General features: G+C 56.1%; 18 protein-coding genes and 1 tRNA gene. 3 read left to right on the top strand and 16 right to left on the bottom strand.

Annotated features, from left to right (window positions below; genetic code table 11):
* Nucleotides 1–293: 293 nt before the first annotated feature.
* The gene (gene umuC / locus Y5S_RS00570) at nucleotides 294–1,556 is read right to left on the bottom strand and encodes a translesion error-prone DNA polymerase V subunit UmuC (protein WP_035229346.1); all 1,263 of its coding nucleotides are present in this window, start codon (nucleotides 1,554–1,556) and stop codon (nucleotides 294–296) included.
* 1 nt (nucleotide 1,557) lies between these two features.
* Nucleotides 1,558–1,965, bottom strand: coding sequence for a translesion error-prone DNA polymerase V autoproteolytic subunit (gene umuD, locus Y5S_RS00575; protein WP_052041266.1), 408 nt, complete (start codon nucleotides 1,963–1,965; stop codon nucleotides 1,558–1,560).
* A gap of 235 nt (nucleotides 1,966–2,200) precedes the next feature.
* On the opposite strand from umuD, the gene Y5S_RS00580 reads away from it, so the two are divergent.
* Nucleotides 2,201–2,491 carry a hypothetical protein gene (locus Y5S_RS00580; protein WP_035229350.1) on the top strand — a complete coding sequence of 97 codons (291 nt, stop codon included), beginning with the start codon at nucleotides 2,201–2,203 and terminating at the stop codon, nucleotides 2,489–2,491.
* A gap of 71 nt (nucleotides 2,492–2,562) precedes the next feature.
* On the opposite strand, the gene Y5S_RS00585 is transcribed toward Y5S_RS00580, so the two are convergent.
* From Y5S_RS00585 to Y5S_RS00650, 13 genes are all read right to left on the bottom strand, one after another.
* The gene (locus tag Y5S_RS00585) at nucleotides 2,563–3,324 is read right to left on the bottom strand and encodes a hypothetical protein (RefSeq protein ID WP_035229353.1); all 762 of its coding nucleotides are present in this window, start codon (nucleotides 3,322–3,324) and stop codon (nucleotides 2,563–2,565) included.
* Nucleotides 3,325–3,513: 189 nt separating this feature from the next.
* On the bottom strand, nucleotides 3,514–3,951 hold the full coding sequence (locus Y5S_RS00590; RefSeq protein ID WP_035229356.1) for a hypothetical protein: 438 nt from the start codon (nucleotides 3,949–3,951) through the stop codon (nucleotides 3,514–3,516).
* 665 nt (nucleotides 3,952–4,616) lie between these two features.
* Entirely contained in the window at nucleotides 4,617–5,231 is a 615-nt protein-coding gene (locus Y5S_RS00600) for a DNA-3-methyladenine glycosylase I (protein ID WP_035229361.1), read from the bottom strand.
* Nucleotides 5,232–5,257: 26 nt separating this feature from the next.
* Complete coding sequence (locus tag Y5S_RS00605; RefSeq protein ID WP_231552594.1) at nucleotides 5,258–6,991, bottom strand: alpha/beta fold hydrolase; 1,734 nt, start codon at nucleotides 6,989–6,991, stop codon at nucleotides 5,258–5,260.
* A 62-nt stretch (nucleotides 6,992–7,053) separates the two neighbouring features.
* A complete protein-coding gene (locus Y5S_RS00610; protein WP_035229365.1) occupies nucleotides 7,054–8,244 on the bottom strand; it encodes a BaiN/RdsA family NAD(P)/FAD-dependent oxidoreductase in 1,191 nt (396 codons plus the stop codon).
* 316 nt (nucleotides 8,245–8,560) lie between these two features.
* The gene (cysK, locus tag Y5S_RS00615; RefSeq protein WP_035229368.1) at nucleotides 8,561–9,529 is read right to left on the bottom strand and encodes a cysteine synthase A; all 969 of its coding nucleotides are present in this window, start codon (nucleotides 9,527–9,529) and stop codon (nucleotides 8,561–8,563) included.
* Between the two features lie 30 nt (nucleotides 9,530–9,559).
* On the bottom strand, nucleotides 9,560–10,603 hold the full coding sequence (locus tag Y5S_RS00620; RefSeq protein ID WP_035229370.1) for a CNNM domain-containing protein: 1,044 nt from the start codon (nucleotides 10,601–10,603) through the stop codon (nucleotides 9,560–9,562).
* Nucleotides 10,604–10,652: 49 nt separating this feature from the next.
* Nucleotides 10,653–11,396, bottom strand: coding sequence for an S-methyl-5'-thioinosine phosphorylase (locus tag Y5S_RS00625; protein WP_035229372.1), 744 nt, complete (start codon nucleotides 11,394–11,396; stop codon nucleotides 10,653–10,655).
* Between the two features lies 1 nt (nucleotide 11,397).
* The gene (locus Y5S_RS00630; protein WP_035229375.1) at nucleotides 11,398–11,970 is read right to left on the bottom strand and encodes a hypoxanthine-guanine phosphoribosyltransferase; all 573 of its coding nucleotides are present in this window, start codon (nucleotides 11,968–11,970) and stop codon (nucleotides 11,398–11,400) included.
* On the bottom strand, nucleotides 11,957–13,114 hold the full coding sequence (locus Y5S_RS00635) for a mechanosensitive ion channel family protein (protein WP_035229377.1): 1,158 nt from the start codon (nucleotides 13,112–13,114) through the stop codon (nucleotides 11,957–11,959). The genes Y5S_RS00630 and Y5S_RS00635 overlap by 14 nt, the downstream gene beginning before the upstream one ends.
* A complete protein-coding gene (gene nagZ / locus Y5S_RS00640; protein WP_081939598.1) occupies nucleotides 13,111–14,130 on the bottom strand; it encodes a beta-N-acetylhexosaminidase in 1,020 nt (339 codons plus the stop codon). The genes Y5S_RS00635 and nagZ overlap by 4 nt, the downstream gene beginning before the upstream one ends.
* Nucleotides 14,131–14,150: 20 nt before the next feature.
* Nucleotides 14,151–14,621, bottom strand: coding sequence for a L,D-transpeptidase (locus Y5S_RS00645; RefSeq protein ID WP_035229381.1), 471 nt, complete (start codon nucleotides 14,619–14,621; stop codon nucleotides 14,151–14,153).
* Nucleotides 14,622–14,728: 107 nt separating this feature from the next.
* Nucleotides 14,729–14,802, bottom strand: a tRNA-Gly gene (locus Y5S_RS00650).
* 127 nt (nucleotides 14,803–14,929) lie between these two features.
* Here Y5S_RS00650 and Y5S_RS00655 point away from each other — a divergent pair.
* A complete protein-coding gene (locus Y5S_RS00655) occupies nucleotides 14,930–15,910 on the top strand; it encodes an NAD-dependent epimerase/dehydratase family protein (protein WP_035229384.1) in 981 nt (326 codons plus the stop codon).
* 44 nt (nucleotides 15,911–15,954) lie between these two features.
* On the opposite strand, the gene Y5S_RS00660 is transcribed toward Y5S_RS00655, so the two are convergent.
* Nucleotides 15,955–16,929: a methyltransferase gene (locus tag Y5S_RS00660; RefSeq protein ID WP_035229386.1), complete on the bottom strand. Its 975-nt coding sequence runs from the start codon at nucleotides 16,927–16,929 to the stop codon at nucleotides 15,955–15,957.
* A gap of 184 nt (nucleotides 16,930–17,113) precedes the next feature.
* On the opposite strand from Y5S_RS00660, the gene Y5S_RS00665 reads away from it, so the two are divergent.
* Nucleotides 17,114–19,027, top strand: a complete 1,914-nt coding sequence (locus Y5S_RS00665) for a transglycosylase SLT domain-containing protein (protein WP_035229387.1) — start codon at nucleotides 17,114–17,116, stop codon at nucleotides 19,025–19,027.
* Nucleotides 19,028–19,057 lie beyond the last annotated feature (30 nt).

The following is a 19,057-nucleotide window of genomic DNA, read 5'->3' on the forward strand; positions in this document are numbered from 1 at the left end:
GCAAAGCGCCGGATGCCTGAAAAGCAAAAGCGGGATTTACCACAGAGGTCACAGAGATCACTGAGGAAAAAACCGTTTTCTCAGTGGCAGTGAGAGCGTTGTGGTGACAGGACCCTCGCCCAGCCCTCCATGGCGGAGATCGGCTCAGGCCGATTTCCGCCCTACCCAATATCGCCCTGCACTATTGATCGCTCAGCCTTTCGCGGTCGAACGACCGCTCCCACAACAAACCCGCCCCGCTTTTGTCTTTCCTTGTAGCTTGCAGCTGATAGCTCATGACTCGCAGCTGCCTTTCACCACACCCTCGGCAAATCACTCACCCGCGTCGTATAGGCTGGAGACAAATGCGCCCGGCGCATGCTCCAGACACATTCATTGGCACCTTTCATTCCCCGGCCAGCCAGCCATACCCGACCCTTACCGCTCTGGTTGATGCTATCCATCACCGCCATCAATGCCTGTCCACGCTGGCTCTGACGGTCTTCGAATAACCCCCCCTGGGAAAATTCGCGGGAACACAGCTCCGTCAACATCACCCCTGCCTTTCCATAACGCAGCCCCGGCTTCCACAGTTGATCCAGCAACTGCAATGCCTTGGCTACCAGCTCACGGGTATCTGCCGAAGCTTGGCACAGCCCGGTACTGAGAGTATCCGGCCACAATTGCTGGGGCTTGCCCATGGGCGATGTTCGCAACCAGACGCTGATACGCGTAGCGAGCAAGCCTTCTGTCCGCATTTTCTCCGCAGCCCGAGCGGTATAATCACTAATGGCCTGACGCAACGGCGGCAGAGACACCACAGGCTGGCCAAAAGATCGGGAATGAATCACCTGCTGCCGCGGGGGCGGACAAAGCTCCATCGACAAGCAAGCCTCGCCATTCAACTCCCGGATCATTCGCTCCTGCACCACAGAAAAATGACGGCGCACCCAGCCACTCTCCAGAGCCGCCATATCCGCACCATTGTGCACCTCCAGAGCCGCCAATCGTGCAGCCAGCCTTCTGCCGACACCCCAGATATTGCCCACCGGTGTCTGCGCCAATCTTGCCTGCCAGTGGTCGGAAGAAGTCCAGACCTCCACTCCAGCTTCTTGCTGTTTGGCGTAATGGTTGGCCAGCTTGGCCAGTGTTTTGGTAGGAGCGATGCCAACGCAGACAGGCAATCCGACCCAGCGCTTCACCCGCTCCCGCAACTCGGCACCCAAGCGCTGTAATTGCCCTTCAGGCACCATGGACAGATCCAGGAACGCTTCATCAATCGAATACTTTTCCACATGCGGAACCAGAGAGCCCAGTGTTGCCATCACCCGCCGGGAAAGATCCCCGTACAGGGTGTAATTGGAGGAGAACACGGCGATTCCATGCTTGTGAATCAGTTCTCTGACCTGAAACAGCGGCACCCCCGTACGGATCCCCAGGGCGCGGGCTTCCGCTGAGCCGGCAATCACACAACCATCATTATTGGATAGCACCAGAACCGGACGACCCTGCAAATCCGGCCTGAACACTCGCTCGCAAGAGGCATAGAAGCTGTTGCAATCCACCAGAGCAAACATCTCAGCTGCCGCCGCCTCGGGCCTTGCCGTGCAGGCAATGAAGGGCAAACGTTACCACCCCAAACAGTTCCAGGCCCTGCTCGCCCGGCACAATCGGAGCGTAGCGAGGGTTGCGGGGCAACAGCCTGAGAGAGGGTTTCAGCGCCAGTTCCTTGACCGTGAACTCGCCATCCACCGCCGCCACCACAATATCGCCATGCACCGCCTCCAGTGATCGATCCACAACCAGAATATCCCCGGCATAAATACCCGCATCCGTCATGGAGTCGCCTTCCACACGCAGCAGAAAAGTCGCCGCCTCCTGGCGAATACAGAGCCGGTTAAGATCGACGGGGTCTTCCATATAGCCCTGGGCAGGTGAGGGAAAGCCTGCCCGGACAGCTTCAGAAAAAAACGGTAATACGGCCATGACACACCTGACTCACAATGGAGAATCAGGATAAAAAAATACTGTCCATATGTACAGCATAACAAATGGTGCGTCTGTACGGATACGAAACCTCAACAAGCCTCACAATCGCTCACAAAAGCCAGCCATAAACGCTATCTGCACAATGCAACTTATCGCTTACTGTGAAGCCATAACAGCGAGAAAGAGCATAGACCGTCTTCTAGGTGTCTATGTCGAGAAGACCGAGGAGAGTATGAGTATAGAAACCAACCCGAGCTGGTTCTCCGACTTTGTGGAGGAACTAGGGCTACCGCCCAGCGCAGCGTTTCAGGGCTATGTTCTCTACAATGACGAGCACGACGGCTTTCTGGCAATCAATCAGCATGCGGATTACCCCCGCACCCATTATGTGAACCCCAGCGCCTGGGCCCACCGCTACCCCTATATCCAGCTGGCCAGCGATGCGGTGCAAAGCCTGGAAGAGCCCTTTGAGATTCAGGCCCTGTTCCTGATCGGCAAACGCTTCATGGCGTTTCCGGTATAACACCTGCTCCTCTACTTTTTGGGTGGTTGGCAGGATCCCCCGAAAAAGCACTGAAGCGACAGAATCTCTTGCTACTGCCCATCAGCGCATTCGGACACCATCATCAGGCCTCCGCTCAGGTCGGGATTACCATAATCAGCAAGCCCCGCGCCCTCCAGGCGGACAGACAATCCAATCGATGGCGCTTCCGCCAAAGCATATTCCAGTCTGCGTATGGGAGTTTTATCCGTTCCCTGGGCAGGTGTCTGTACTAACTGGTCGCCGTTCTCGGACAGTAGGTTCTGGCGAGAGAGCTGGCCGTCCTCTCCTCGATGCACCATCAAGATCGTGTCATCTTGGCGACGATAGCCAACATTGCACTGGCCCTCGTCTTGCGACACTCCACCGGAGTTACTACTTTCCCGTGTTTCCCATTTACCGACTCGCTGTTCACGGAAAAAAGCCAGGTCCCGGCGCTCAAGAGGATACAGCCGGAAAGTCGCACGCCTGCCATTGTTCACCTGCTCAAGCTGCACCTGATATAAACCATCGCGGTAATCCAGCTCCATCTGCAACTCACTATTCACCGACGCATCTCCCTGCGCATGAGTGACCATGGCACCATAGCGATTGCCACCTCTCAGGGGTTCCAGCCAAATAAGCGCTTCACGGGCCGCGATCAAACGATGCTTCACATCGATTAATTCCATTCTGCCCCTGTCCCGCAGGGCGATCTCAGACGGATCCACATCCGCATAAACCAGAAGATAGGCATCATAGCGATCCAGTTCCGATCCCATTGCCGGCTGCAGCATTACCATTAACAACAGCAGACGAAACGGTTTGCGTATCATTATTCCCCCCTCCCAAGCTTGCAGACTTCCTCACTGATATCATGATTCAAGTATTCATTAATGGGCCCCACGGAATCCTCAACAGGGATAGCAGAAACGACGTAAATGTAGCGGGGAAAAGGCTCAATCCTGCATCGGTCAAACCTATGCGAATCACCTCGGCATAACCTGGGGTTTACCAACTATTAATTAGAATTTTGGCTTTGGCACTACCGGGTCAGAATCGATGGGGGCACACTCCCCCCGCTCCGTAAGGCCATACGATTCATGGTAATACCTGCCTGTTCTTCTGTTAATCTTCACTAAGTCGTCATGACGGTGCCTTCTCTTGGCCATTGAAAGACTACCCTCAGTCATTCTTACGCTGTAAAAACGACCATCCCTCTCAAACCAGTGGCCTCCTTCTGTCATTCTGAATTCGTATACAGTTGCGTTATTATCGTCGATACGGCTCTCTTTTTTCTCCTTCGTATTAATGAACAGGTAGTAGTGCGTACCACTCTGTACCACCCCCTTGTAAGTACCTTCCCAATCACATTTAAGCTTTATCCGCTCTACACTCTCCGCCAACACACTTCCGGAAAAAGCCAATAGAACCAAACCGAAAACCATGATTTTTTTCTGCATAAAAATATATTCCAGCTATTTCTTTACCCTTCAAAAAATGCATCAAATCTAACGATTCAATCACAAACCAACATCATTGCCGCCCTATCAAACCACCAATTAACGTAGTCATCTCAAAATACAGAGGGGGTTTATCTCATACATCAGTAATGCCATCTCACTTTGCGCACATCACAGCTCGACGCTTTATAGTCCGAAATAACATCGAGCCGTTCAGCCTCAGCTTCTCGCTCTGTGTCTCTCTCATGGTATTCGCAGTTAACGTTGTAAACCTGCCCATCTGGAGAGTACTTTGCGTTAACAAAATCTGCATAGTCGTCTCGGACATCGTTATCGTACGAAGACGACACATAGAAGACATTGGAAACATAGCCCTCGCAACGGTCCTCACCGTAGAATCTGACTTCCATTTCGCAGAACATATAGCCACGGCTTTCAGCATGGGCAATGCCCACCCCGACCAAAAGAACAAACCCGAGACATCCCCTTATCACGCCATACATATTTAGCTCCATTTTTAACTTCTTCCTCAATCCAGTCAGTCTCACGGCAATCTATGCAATCACCTTGCTCCTAAAAGGCTACTTGAACACTGCATCAGGCCACATCCCCCAAATTGGGGACGCTACCCTCAGAATCGTCCTTGAATCGCTAACCTGGGCAGCTCAGCTATTCTTCTTGGGTCTCACAAAATGAGATCGTGCACTGGTAACCCGCTCTCGAATTACACAGTCGAAGTGATGATCATTGATCAGCCCCATGGCTTGCATGAAGGCATAGCAGGTGGTCGGGCCGACAAAGCTCCAACCACGTTGCTTGAGGGCTCTGGAAAGCGCGATGGATTCAGCGGAAGTGGTGACCGATTGGGGAGGAGCCTGGCTGGCAGGGTCGGGTTCAAAGGACCAGAAAAAGACGGCAAGGGAGCCTTCCTCTGCAACCATTTCCTGTGCCCGGCGGGCGTTATTGATCACTGACAGGATTTTTCGGCGGTTACGGACAATTGCGGCATTGTCCATCAGGGCATTCACCTGGCTATCGTCGAATGCGGCCAGCTGATGGAAGTCAAAACCAGCAAAGGCATCACGGAAGGCGTCGCGTTTTTCCAGGATGGTGCGCCAACTCAGCCCCGCCTGAAATCCTTCCAGGCATACCTTTTCAAACAGGCGGATATCGTCAGCCACGGGGAAACCCCATTCCTGATCGTGATAGCGGGGATAATCCGGGGCATCGGCATACCAGCTACAGCGAGGTCTGCCGTCTTGTCCGATTATCGTGGCCAACGTCTCTCTCCCTGATTGAGGTTGTTTCAGCTCTCTGCAGCACCTGCCGGCAATTCCAATAGCTCGCTCAGAAAGGCTTTCCAGACGGAATACACCATGAAACGCCCCTTGCCCGGAAAGCTGCGAAAACGGTTGCCCGGCAATTCCGACGCCAGCCCGCGGGCGCTGCCTATGGAAATAATACGGTCATCTTCGCCATGCCACTGCATGACGGGGATGCGGATCTTGCCCAGATCGACCTGCCAGGGTTTCTGCATCCGCAGGTATTCTTCAATCAGTATCCGGGCCCCCTGGAAATGGCTCCTGCGCATGCACTTGATAGTACGCTGCAGGATGTCCGGGTTGCTCAGTATTGCCCTGTCCTCCTCGCATAATCCTTTTGCCAGCCGGGCGAAAAAGCTCTCCGGTGCTTTCTGCACGCCTCTTATTCCCAATCTGCCGACCATGACAAACAGCCTGGGATCACGGCGGAACAGGCGCAGGAACATGCTGTGCAGGGCATCCAGTTTATCCAGTTCAAAATGCTCGATAGGCACCGTGGAGGCCAGCAAGCCCAGGCGATCGAAAAGATCCGGGTGTTGGGCTGCAGCACAAAGCGCATAGGGGCCACCGGCGCAGTAGGCGGCCATCGGCGGCCTGCTCAAGCCCAGGTGTGTACACAGGAACTGGATATCCTTGGCGAAATCCCGAAACTCGAAGTCCGGCTTGTAGGTGGAAATGCCGTAGCCAGGGCGCACGATCACGATCATCCTCAAACCCTGCTCACGGTACCAATCCACGAACCAGTCATGGTCTGGCACTGCGGCCCCCAGATTCTCCATGGTCAGAACCGGCCGCCCGGCAGGGTCGCCATACTCATACCAGCTCAATACCCGGCCATCAGGCAAGGTCACAGTGAATTCCTTGTCCTGCTGGACTTGCGGCAGCTTGGCAGCCTGCACCAGTGCATGACCCATCACCTGACTGACCAGCTGCACCTGGCTACTGGCATTGAGCTTGGACATGGTGGATTTCAGCTGGGTGCGTGCCGTGTGGATACTGATATTGAGCAACTCAGCGCTCTGATTCAGGTTGCCCAACTTGCATAACAAATGCAGCAGACGAGATTCTGCCGGGGTAATTTCAAACAGTGAACCAAGGACTTCCGGAGACGGGGTGACCACATTATGGCCGGACAGAACCCAGACAATGGTGCGCACTTTGGCGATGGTGCCCGGCGCATCCGATTTCCTCACGGGGAGGCAAAGCAAGGCCACATTGCCCTCTCGGGAATTGAGCAAGCGAGTATCCCTGCCCTCTGCCAGCGCCAGCGTGGACGCCAGCGACTGCATCAGGGAACGATCAGAGAATGACAGTGAACCATCTGCCCTCAGCTGTACTGGCCCATCATTGAGCACCTGGTGAGCTACCGCATTACACTCCACCACCCGCATTTGCTCATCCAGCATCAGCATGGGCCAGGGCATCTGGTTGTACATGGCATTGAGCACCTGAGTACGGTCCTCAAGCGCATGCATGTAGGCGCTGCTGCGCACCGCGCGATCCAGATGGGAAACCAGCTGCTCCACTTCAGTATTCGCGGGCGTATCTGCAGCATTACTGAGCGAGCCCAGTGAAGATGATGCCGCGCCTTCCCGGGTATCCAGCGAATCCCCTTCCGTCCAACTGGCAATGGCATCGAGAAGATCCACCCAGTCCCCCGGAGACAGGGCCGTCTCATAAATCTGGCCGATCAGGTCATTCTTGTTATTGGGTGGCACGATGGCTCCTGCACGTCACATGGCCGAACGTCATGTCAGCGGACAAGCGTTCATGTTCCATATTACAACATCATGCCAGTGCACCAGCCGCTGGCCCATGCCCACTGGAAGTTGAAACCGCCCAGCTGTCCGGTGACATCCAGCACTTCACCGATAAAATGCAGCCCCGGCACCGATTTCACCTCAAAGTTTTTCGAGGAAATGGCATCGGTATCGACCCCGCCCAATGTGACCTCTGCGGTGCGATAACCTTCTGTGCCAGAGGGTTTGAAGTCCCACCCTTTCAATGTTGCAGCCACTGCACCAAGACGCTCATTGCTGAATTGCTGCAGATTGCCCTGCCAGCCAAATTGTTCCGTGATGGCAGAGGCCAACCGCTGGGAAAAGTACTGCCGCAACCAGCGCTCCAGGCTACGGTTGGGGTGCTGCTGGCGCTCGCTCACCAGTTCCGCTACGGGATCCTCCAGCTGGGGCAGCCAGTCCACGGTGACAGCCTGTCCCGGCATCCAGAAACTGGACACTTGCAGCATGGCTGGGCCAGACAAGCCTCGATGCGTAATCAACATGGGTTCGGCAAACTCCGCACTGGCAGTACGTGCGACCACCTCGGTGCTGATTCCTGACAACTCGGACAGCCAGGCCTTGTCATCCGGTTGCAAGGTAAAGGGCACCAACCCTGCCCGGGTCGGCAGCACGGACAGACCGAACTGCTCCGCCAGCTGGTAGCCAAAACCGGTAGCTCCCATGGTGGGAATGGACAGCCCACCACAGGCCACCACCAATTTCTGGCAAGACACCACTCCGGTACTGGTTGTCAGGGTGAAACCATCGGCAGACTTCGCCACCCGCTTGATGGCGGTATTAAGGGCAATCTCAGCACCAGCCCACTCGCACTCGGTGAGCAAGACACCCAGAATTTCCTTTGAGGAATCCGCACAGAACAGCTGTCCCGGAGCCTTCTCTACATGCTCGATGCCATGCCGCTCCACCAGCTCGACAAAGTGCCAGGGGGTATAGCGCTTCAGCGCGGATTTACAGAAGTGCGGATTCGCGGAGACAAAGTGCTCCGGGGTGGTATTCAGGTTAGTGAAGTTGCAACGGCCACCGCCGGACATGAGGATTTTCTTGCCAGCCTTGTTGGCGTGGTCCAGCAGCAAAACACGATGTCCCTGATACGCCGCCGTCGCCGCGCACATCAGCCCCGCCGCCCCGGCGCCGATCACAACAATGTCAGTCTCTGTGGTGGCAACCATGGCCCCTCCTGATTGGGGTGCAAGGATACCAAAAAAGACACCAGCAAGTGGCAAGCTTCAAAAAGGCGAAGAAGCGGATGACAAAAGCCAGAAGCCTACTCAGCAAGAAAGGCCGCTTGTTGGCCGAATCCCGAAGTGACGAGTGACGAGAAGCGAGTTACGAAAAGCAAAGCTTGTGGAAGTCTGAGAGCGGGTTTTCGAAACTCGAAACTCGTCTCCCGCTTCTGATACCTAATTCGGCCAACAAGTTGACTCTTCTACAACGCAGAGAGGGCCTCACCAACCGACAAGGCCCTCCCCGCGTGTTGCGCCTCTTTTACTGGCTCAACTCCTGCTCGCTGAACATGTCAGCAAACAACGGTGAGGTCAGGTAGCGTTCGCCGGAATCCGGCAGCACCACCACAATGGTCTTGCCCTCAAACTCAGGCAGCTTGCTGATACGGTCTGCCACACACATGGCAGCCCCACAGGAAATGCCCGCCAGGATCCCTTCTTCCTGCATCAGCTTGTGCGCCCAGGCCATGGCATCTTCATTGCTCACTTGCTCGGCGCGGTCTACTACAGACAGGTCCAGATTCTTCGGCACAAAACCGGCACCAATCCCCTGGATCTTGTGCGGACCATGGGTGGGCTCATCACCGCTCAGCCCGGCAGCAATCATGGTGGATGAGTCCGGTTCTACCGCCACGGTGGTGATAGCCTTGCCCTTGGTGTTCTTGATGTAACGGGACACACCCGTGATGGTGCCGCCGGTGCCCACGCCGGCAACCAGCACATCAATCTCGCCATCGGTGGCATCCCAGATTTCCGGGCCGGTGGTCTTCTCATGAATGGCGGGATTGGCCGGGTTTTCGAACTGCTGGAGCATCAGATGGGTATCCGGACTCTCGGCGACCAGTTCTTCTGCCCGGGCAATGGCGCCCGGCATGCCTTTGGCGCCCGGAGTCAGCACCAGCTGTGCCCCCAATGCCTTGAGAATCTTGCGACGCTCCAGGCTCATGGTATCCGGCATCGTGAGCACCAGATTGTAACCACGGGCTGCCGCCACATACGCCAGCGCAATCCCGGTATTACCACTGGTGGGCTCGACCAGAGTCATGCCCGGCTTGAGCTTTCCGCTCTGCTCCGCATCCCAGATCATGGAAGCACCAATCCGGCATTTCACGCTACCGGCCGGGTTACGCGCTTCCAGCTTGGCAAGAATGTTGCCGTTGCTGATTCGATTGATCTTTACCAGCGGCGTATTGCCGATGGTTTCGCTATTGTCCTTGTAAATCTGTGCCATGGTTTGCCTCCTTGTGATGCGGGATAAGTGCTAACGCTTATCCTTGCCCTTGTCGGGAATGTCCTGTTTTTTCAGCTTTCTGCTCCAGCGCTGACGCGCATAGAGTCGTAAATCTGCCACGCTGTCCGTTTCGTCCATGATTTCGCGCCCCAGAATGGTTTCCAGAATATCTTCCAGGGTCACCAGCCCGACCCAGGTGCCGTGCTCGTCATAGACCACCGCCATGTGCTGGCGTTGGTTGAGCATGGCATGAAACAAGGACTCGATGCTCATCCGGGTACCAATCATCGACACTTCCAGCGCCAGAGCCTTCATGGTCTGCTCAGTCGACACCCCCAGCAAGTCCGATTTGTGAATATAACCCCGACATTCGCCCGTGGCTGTCATGACCGGAAAGCGGGAGAACGGCTGCCCCCGTTCCTGCTCCAGAAATTGGGCCACGGTCATCTCCGGCGAAACCGTTCTGCACACCGTACGAGGTGTCATGATGGTGCCCACCTGCACATCATGAAGATGCAGAACATTCTTGATGACCTTGTACTCATCCACCGCCAGGGCCTGTTGGTCCTTGCCCATATCGGCCAGTGCACGAATTTCTGCACGGACATCCACATCATGCTCTCCCCCACCAATCCGGCTGGTAATCAGCTTGGACAACCAGACGAAAGGGGCCAGCGACACCATGATGACCTTCAGTACCGGCGGAAGCATGGGAGCCAGGGAGCGCCAGTACTTGGCACCAATGGTCTTGGGAATGATCTCGGAAAGAATCAGGATCGCCATGGTCATGACAAAAGAGGCCGCCCCCAGCCAGGCGTCACCAAACACCACCGCCACCTGAGCGCCAACGCCTGTGGCCCCTACGGTATGGGCCACCGTATTCAGCGTCAGGATCCCTGACAGGGGCTTGTCGATATCATCCTTGTAGGCACGCAAGCGCTCGTACAAAACCGGCCGAGACTCTCTCAGTCCAGCAATATAACTGGGAGTGATAGACAACAACGCAGCTTCCAGCACCGAACAGATGAAGGAAAAGCCGATGGAAATCGAGGCGAAGATAATCAGCAGGGTCAACGGGGCTTACTCCTTCTGCCACCCGCTGCGGCAAGCAGCGGGTTCAGTATCAGGCTGGGGAATATTGACGTGCGAAATCGGCTAGCAGCTGACACACGCTGGCCATACCATCGTGAATCACCGCTTCAATTTCTGCCATGGTGATTTCATGGGTGGATTTCCCCGCCGCAGGATTCACCACCAGAGATAACATGGCATAAGGCAGCTCCAGTTCCCGAGCCAATACCGCTTCCGGCATCCCGGTCATGCCGACGATGTCGCAACCATCACGCTCCAGGCGGGCAATCTCGGCAGCGGTCTCCAGGCGCGGCCCCTGTGTGGCGGCGTAGCAACCGCCATCGGTCCATGACAAGGAGGAAGCAGACAATTCCACTTTTAGGGCATTACGCAATGCCGCATCGAAAGGCCAGCTGAAGTCCACATGCACCAGCGGTTCGGCGAGATCATCAAACAATGTCATCTCGCGGCCATAGGTGTAGTCAATAATCTGATCGGGCAGCACCAGCGCCCCGGTTGGAGCCTGATCGGTAATTCCCCCTACCGCATTGGCTGCCACAATAGCGCTGGCACCGGCTTCTTTCAGTGCCACAAGGTTGGCCCGGTAGTTGACCTGATGGGGCAGTAATATATGCGGATCACCATGGCGGGCCAGAAACAACACTTTCTGGCCTTCCAATTCCCCTTCCAGCACCGGGGCAGAAGGCTTGCCAAACCGGGTAGTAATGTCATGGCGCGCGGTGATTTCCAGATTCGCCATGCGTGTCAGACCGGTGCCACCAATAAAGGCCAACATGCTATTGGTCACTCCCTTTCACAGCATAGATTCCCGGCGCATTACGCCAGAAGCCCTTGTAATCCATGCCCATGCCGAACAGGTAGTAGTCCGCCGCTTCCAGTGCCGTAAAGTCGGCTTTCAGGCCAGGTTCAGCCTTGCGGTCATGCTGTTTGTCCACCAACACACAGGTTTTCACCGATGCCGCGCCCTGGGCTTCACAGGCCCGGATGATGGACAACAAGGTAGTGCCCACATCCAGGATATCATCCACGATCAGCACATGGCGGCCCGCCAGGCTGGCATTGGGAGTCACCACCCATTCCACATCACCACCGGTGGTATCTCCCAGGTAACGACTGGCGTGCAGGTAATCCATCTCCAGAGGGAAATCCAGTCGCTTGACCAACTCTGCCGCAAAGATCATTCCGCCGTTCATGATGGTGACAAACACCGGCACCTTGCCGCTGTAGGCCTCCGTGACAGCAAACGCCAGCTTGGCAATGGCTTCCTGAACCTGATCGGAAGAATGCAGTTCAATGGCCTCACGGCGGACCTGCATCAATTCCTTCTGCACATCATCAGCGATGGACATGTTGGCTTTCCTCTGCGTTGTCTTCTTCAAGACCGGTTTCGGGTGCATCACTATTGTTACTGACCAAATGCAGCGTGCGTGTGGGGAAGGCAAACTCAGCGCCATATTCGTCCACAATTGCCATGATCTTCATGAGCACATCCTGCTTGATCTCATGGTAACGCACCCAGTCAGTGGTCTTCGTGAAGGTATAGATGAAGAACTCAAGATGAGAGGCGCCGTAGCTGTCGAAATTCACAATCAGCGTCTTCGCTTCAGTTTCCAACTCTTCATGGGCAACCAACATCGCTTTGACAGCCTCTACAATCGCCGGCATTTTCTGCCAGTCATCATAGCGGATACCGATCTTTTCGTTGATACGTCGATTAAACATCCGCGATGGGTTCTCCAAAACGATGGAGGTAAACATGGCATTGGGGATGTATAGCGGACGTTGGTCAAAAGTACGGATACGGGTCAGGCGCCAGCCGATGTTCTCTACCGTGCCCTCAATGGAACGATCCGGGGAACGCACCCAGTCCCCCACCCGAAACGGCTTGTCCAGATAAACCATCATGCCGCCGAAGAAGTTGGCGAGCAGGTCCTTGGCAGCAAACGCTACCGCCATGCCGCCGATACCACCAAAAGCCAGCACACCGGAAATACTGTATCCCAGCGTCTGCAGGATAATCAGCAGGGCAGTGATAATGACCGATACCCGCAGCAACTTGGCAATGGCTGCCGCAGTAGAATGATCCATGGGCTTGCGCATGCGCGACGGATCAATGAGGTTCTTTTCCGTGTAGGAAATAAACCGGTTCAGGAACATGGCAATAATGACAATAAAGCCAATTCGGCGACCCTGGGGCACCATATCGAACACCACGTTCTGCTCGTCGCTTACCGCCTGCAGAAGTTCCACACAAATAGACAGCCCGATAATCCAGAACACCAACCGCAGCGGAATCCTTGCCGCTTCGAGCAAGGCATCATCCCAAAGGGTGTCGGTCTTCAGAATCATCCGCTCTGCGATATCAATGATACGCATCATGGTGAAGTTCACAGCCACCGTGCATACCACCAGTAGAAACAACTGGGTCAGCCAGATGTCGGAAGAAGTTGCCTGTGTTGGCCAGCTCAGCAGCTGACTCCAATCCCAATTCATGCGTAATCCTCAATCAGTGTTTGTGCCAGGGCCTGTGCCTCGCGGCGGCGACCCGATTCCATAGCGCAGCGTGGGCGCGCCCGCAGACCGCCAGCCGGGACCTGACCGCTAAAGCGCTGCCCCTCTAGCCAGGCGAGCATCTGTTCTGCCCCTTCACGGTTATTACATGCCAGCACCATATCGCAGCCGGCCTTGAGAGCAGCTTCAGCACGCTCGGGATAGCCACCGGCACACTGGGCACCCGCCATGGACATGTCATCCGAGAAAATCACGCCACGGAAACCCAGCTTCTCGCGCAACTGGGTCTGCAACCAGTACCGGGAGAAGCCTGCTGTCTGGTTCTCTACCGCGCTGTAAATCACATGGGCCGGCATGATGCCATCCAGCCGTCGCGCCAGCGCCATGAACGGGCGCATATCCGCTGCTTCGATCTCCGCCAAAGTGCGCGGATCCACCGGGAGCTCCAAATGGGAATCAGCCACCACATGGCCATGACCCGGGAAGTGCTTGCCGGTAGCGGCCATGCCTGCGGCGTGCATGCCATCGATGAAGCTGCCAGCCAGCGCGATCATGGCATCGGCATCACCGTGGAAACTGCGATCGCCAATCACCGTGCTATTGCCGTAATCCAGATCAAGCACCGGGGCAAAACTGATGTCGATATCCAGTTCGGTAAGCTCCGATGCCATTAGCTCACCCAGCAGCGCCGCTTCACGGATTCCGGCATCAGCGTCCTGGTCATAACGGCGGCCAAGGGCGGCCATCGGCGGCAGGCGGACGAATTCGTCACGAAAACGCTGCACTCGCCCCCCTTCCTGATCCACAGCAATAAGTATCTCGGGACGCTCGGCGCGAATCTGCCTGACCAACTCACGTAGTTGCTCACGGCTTTCGTAGTTACGAGCGAACAGGATCAGACCACCGGCGCCAGGATGACGCAGCAGATCCTTTTCCGAATCGGCAACGGTGAGACCTTCCAGGTCCAGCATTAACAGCGGGGAGATTGTGTCAGACATGACTACCCTGAAGGAGACGATTATTCGGTTATTGTCACCAGCGTGCCCACCGGCACCTGGTCGAAAAGACGGATGAGATCCGCGTTGCGCATGCGGATACAACCATGGGACGCCGGGGTACCCATGGGTTCACCGTCCGGTGTGCCGTGAATATAGATAAAGCGCCGAAAACTATCCACGTTGCCACCCTGGTTACGGCCGGGCTCCAGACCGCCCAGCCAGAGGATGCGGGTGAGCACCCAATCCCGGTCGGGATGTTGTTCAGCCAGTTCGGTATCGTAAACCTCGCCGGAAAACTTGCGCCCGGCAAGCACTGCGCCTTCCGGCAGACCGGAACCGAAACGGGCACGCACCACATGACGCCCCCGCGGCGTCGCTTCAGAGCCCATGGCCTCCCCTGCCCCGTTACGCGCCGACGAGATGGCAAAACGCTCGGTGCGTTCGCCGCGTAGCTCCAGGTACTGCTCGGTCAAATTGATGATCAATTCCATGGAAGAAGTGTCCGGGGGTTGCGGCCAAGATGCAACGGGCTCGAGCCCGGATTGGGCACAGACCGTCAAAACGCACAAAGCCGCCTGGCGGCGGCTTTGTCAGATTCTGGAGCGGGTGAAGAGAATCGAACTCTCGTATGCAGCTTGGGAAGCTGCCGTTCTACCATTGAACTACACCCGCTTTGGAGACGGCAATATAGACAAAACCCTGCATCTTGACCAGCCCTCAACCCACTCCGTCAGGTTCTTTATTCACCTGATAGCACTTCGGGGTACACTGCCTAGATCCATTCAGTCAGGAGAACACCATGCCAGTGGCATTTGTCAGTGGAGCCAGAGGCTTTCTGGGCGGTCACATTGTGGATCAGCTGTTGGAAAACGGCTGGGATGTCACTGCAGTGATCCGGCCACGCAGTGATGCCAGCCAGCTGCAGGCCAAAGGCGTTTCGGTGGTACAGGCCCCTCTGGACAATGCCACCGAACTGGCACTGGTGATGCCCCCCGCACCGGATGCGGTTTTCCACGTGGCAGGCAACACCAGCATGTGGCGTCGCGGTAATGACCAGCAATACAGGGACAACGTGCTTGCCACCCGTGCCATGGTGAGCGCGGCTCAGAAAAATGTGGCAGGCCGTTTTATCCATACTTCATCCATTTCGGCCTGGGGTATCCAGAACGAACCCATCAACGAGCTAACCCCATCCAATGCGGCCAATGACTGGATCAACTATAACCGCACTAAATATCTGGCCGAACAGGAAGTGGAGAATGGTATCCGTCAGGGGCTGGATGCAGTGATCCTGAACCCCTGCGGCATTATTGGTGCGGGCGATACCCACAACTGGTCACAGATGATCAAGTTGATCAATGACGGCAAACTGCCTGGCGTCCCTCCCGGAGGCGGGAGCTTCTGTGCAGTGGAAGAAGTAGCACGGGCACACCTTGCCGCCTTCGAGAAAGGGGTTTGCGGTGAGCGCTATATTCTAGCCGGGGTTGAAGCCAGTTTTCTGGAGCTGGTGCAAACCATTGCCCGCCAGCTGGGTCGAAAGGTACCCACCCGGACCGTTCCCCCCATCGTGCTGCGGCTAGCCGGTCAGCTGTCTCCCATCGGTAGCCTGTTTACCGGAAACGAACCCAGGCTGACGCCAGAAAAGGTGGCGTTGGTCACCCACCGAGTGCATGCCAGCAGCCGCAAAGCGGTTGAACAGTTGGGATTCAACGACCGGGTTCCGCTAGCCACCATGATTGAAAATTGCATCACCTGGATGGCGAAGGAAAACATGTTGTAAGAGGCAATGACTCCGGGAAAGGAGACCTGCGGGCCTCCTTGCCCTTACACGACTGCCCGGTAGACCCGGAAACGGTTGGTTTCCGAAGCCACCTGAACATGACGAAACGCCTCATCCAGCCACTGGACATAAGGCAGCTCACGATTGGCCACCAGCCACATCTCACCGCCCTCCTTCAAATAACCCGGCGCTTCCTCGATCAAGCGACGGGTAATATCGGTAGTGCGCAGCCGGCGATCATGGAACGGCGGGTTCGTCACAATCATATCGACCCGGCCGGACACCGGCGAAAACAAATCCCCGCCGCACACCTGCCCCTGCAAACCATTACGTTCCAGACTGTCCTTGCAAGCGGCAACAGCCGTCGCACTCACATCCATGGCCTGCACCTGCCACCCCTGCCGGGCAAGGGTGATGGTCAACACACCGGCACCACAGCCCACATCAATCACTTTGCCTGGTTTGGGCAGCGTATGCGCCTGCAAAGCATCCAGTAACAGACGAGATCCTTCATCCAGACGACCATGACTGAAGACTCCCGGGTAGCTCACCGCCGTCAATTCATCAACCTTGATCAATTCTCCCCAGGCATCCAGCGTTTGCTTCTCCCCAGGCTGCAGCATCCCCCGGTAAAGCTTGCAATGACGGGCGCTGTCCACTAGCTCACTATGATCAACGTGAATATCAAAATGTTTGAGCGCGCCCTTGACCCCCCCCTTGGCGGGACCGACCAGCCAGATTTCCATGGGCTGTTCTATATTGCCGGCCAGCCCATTGAGCAAAAAGCGCAGACGATCACCGGATTTCGGCAGTGGCAGGATCAACAGATCCACCTCATCAGGAATAGAAGGCACCGGCGACCATTGCTGGGCCCCGATAGTGAAATCATCCGCATGCACATGAATTTGCGCATCCACATCCAGCGACATCAGCGCCACATCATTGGCTTCGACAACCAGGACATGGCGGCCTGCCATTTCATCGCTGTGGCGCAGTAATAATTGCGTAGTATTTTCCATGGTATTCCGTTGAGACAAACCGGCATGAGGGCAAATTGAGCGGCAGTATACCCTAGGGGGACCTCACCTCCCTACCCGCATCACATTCCTGAAAGTTTTACACAATCCCCACTCACCCTTCCTCCTCCTGTCGGTAGAATCAGAAAAATACTTGATCCTGAATGCGACTCACATGGAGGCACAGATGGTTCGCGCCGCTGTACTGATTGCCTGTAGTTTGATGGCCCCACTGGCCATGGCCGACACCAGCACTTTCCGCCAGGCACTGGATGCCGCTCGCAACGATGACTGGGAAACACTTTCCCGTATGGAAAGCGCGCTTGACGATAATCACCCGCTCGAAGCGTACCTGGAATTCCACCGGATTCGTGTAGGCCTGCCGGAGTTACCCCCGGAGAAAATCCAGGCGTATGCCGAAACCTACAGCGACTCCCCGCTCCCTGGCGATGTGGTAGACATGGCCATCGTTGCCTACGGCAAAGCGAAGCGCTGGGATGCCCTGCTGACGGTCAGCGAGACAGCCCCCCGTGAGGTTGCCCTGCAGTGTTATTACTATCAGGCCAAACTGGCCAACAACGACGAGAGCGCACTTCAGGAAGCTGCTCGGTTATGGGCCCATGGCAGCTCAAGACCCAATGCCTGCGACCCGCTCTTCGATGCCGCACGGCAAGCCGGCGTGATTGATGACAAAGCTATCTGGGAGCGCCAGCGCCTGGCCTTCGAAGCGGGTAATTACAGCCTGATGCGTTATCTGAACCGCTTACTCGAAGGCAGCGACTACGAAACCGCCGGGAACTGGCTCAAAAAGTTATACCGATCACCGGATTCACTCAGCGATCTGCCTCGAGGTCTCAGTGGCGAGCAGAAAGAAATGCTGCGCGAGGCAGGTTTGTTTCGCTGGATTTATACTGACACCATCGCCGCCCGCAAGTGGTTTGAAAAACAGGCAACACAAATCACCAATGATGATGCTCGGGAATCGTTGGGCCGCCGGCTGGCCTGGTACTCCACCATTCGCGGCATAGAAGAAAATCGTGCATGGCTTGACCAATGGCTGGAAAGCCACAGCGATGTAGAGCTGCTCAGCCAACGGGCACGTCGAGCAGTGATTGAACAGAACTGGGAAGCCACAGCCCACTGGATCCGTAAATTGCCTGCAGAAGAGCAAGCTGATTCCCGTTGGCGGTACTGGCTATCCCGCGCACTGGAAGCCACGGGAGAGGAGGACACCGCCCGTGAGCTGTTACAACAAGCCGCCAAGGGACGTAATTTCTTTGCGTTTCTGGCTGCAGACAGACTGGGCGAGCCCTATCGTTTTTCCGACGCCCCCTACTCGGCAACCGTTGATTTCAAAGCACCCAAGGCCGTCAACCGGATCGTCCTGCTGCAGGAACTCGAAGAGGACACCGCAGCCCACCGGGAATGGCTTTGGTTACTCTGGCACAGTGACCGGGAACAGCAACGTGCACTGGCGGATTACGCCCTGAAAAAACAGTGGTATAGCCTTGCAGTGGAAGCCTCTATCCAGTCCAAATCATGGGACACACTGGCCTGGCGCTTCCCGCCCGCCTATCGCGCGCAGTTTGAAAAGGAAGGGGTGGAAAACGATCTGGACCCGTGGCTGGCGATGTCCGTCTCCCGGCGGGAAAGCGCCTTCAACCCTCGGGCCCGCTCTGGCGTGGGGGCCAGTGGCCTGATGCAGCTGATGCCAGCCACTGCGCGCCAAGTAGCCAAAGAGGCCAATCAGGAGCGTCCCACTCAGGCCATGCTGTTCGATCAGAACGTGAATATCGGCCTGGGCACCCGCTACCTGGCCGAGCTGCTTGAACAATTCAATGGTAACCGTCTGCTGGCATTGGCCGCTTATAACGCCGGCCCACACAGGATTGATAACTGGCTGGAGGAAGAAGACGACAAAGCGGTGCCTGCGGACGTCTGGGTGGAATCCATTCCTTTCCGGGAAACCCGGGATTATGTGCAGGCAGTACTGACCTATCGGGTATTGTTTATAGGTCTGCACGATGATCAACCACGCACCGCGCAACTGATGACCGACATGGAAAGCGAAAGCCGCTATTCCCTTTCCATGCTGGAATAAAAACAGCTGCGAGCTACTAGCTACTAGCTA

Origin of the sequence: Alcanivorax nanhaiticus, from assembly GCF_000756665.1 — a bacterium.
In the GTDB taxonomy this organism is placed as follows: domain Bacteria; phylum Pseudomonadota; class Gammaproteobacteria; order Pseudomonadales; family Alcanivoracaceae; genus Alcanivorax; species Alcanivorax nanhaiticus.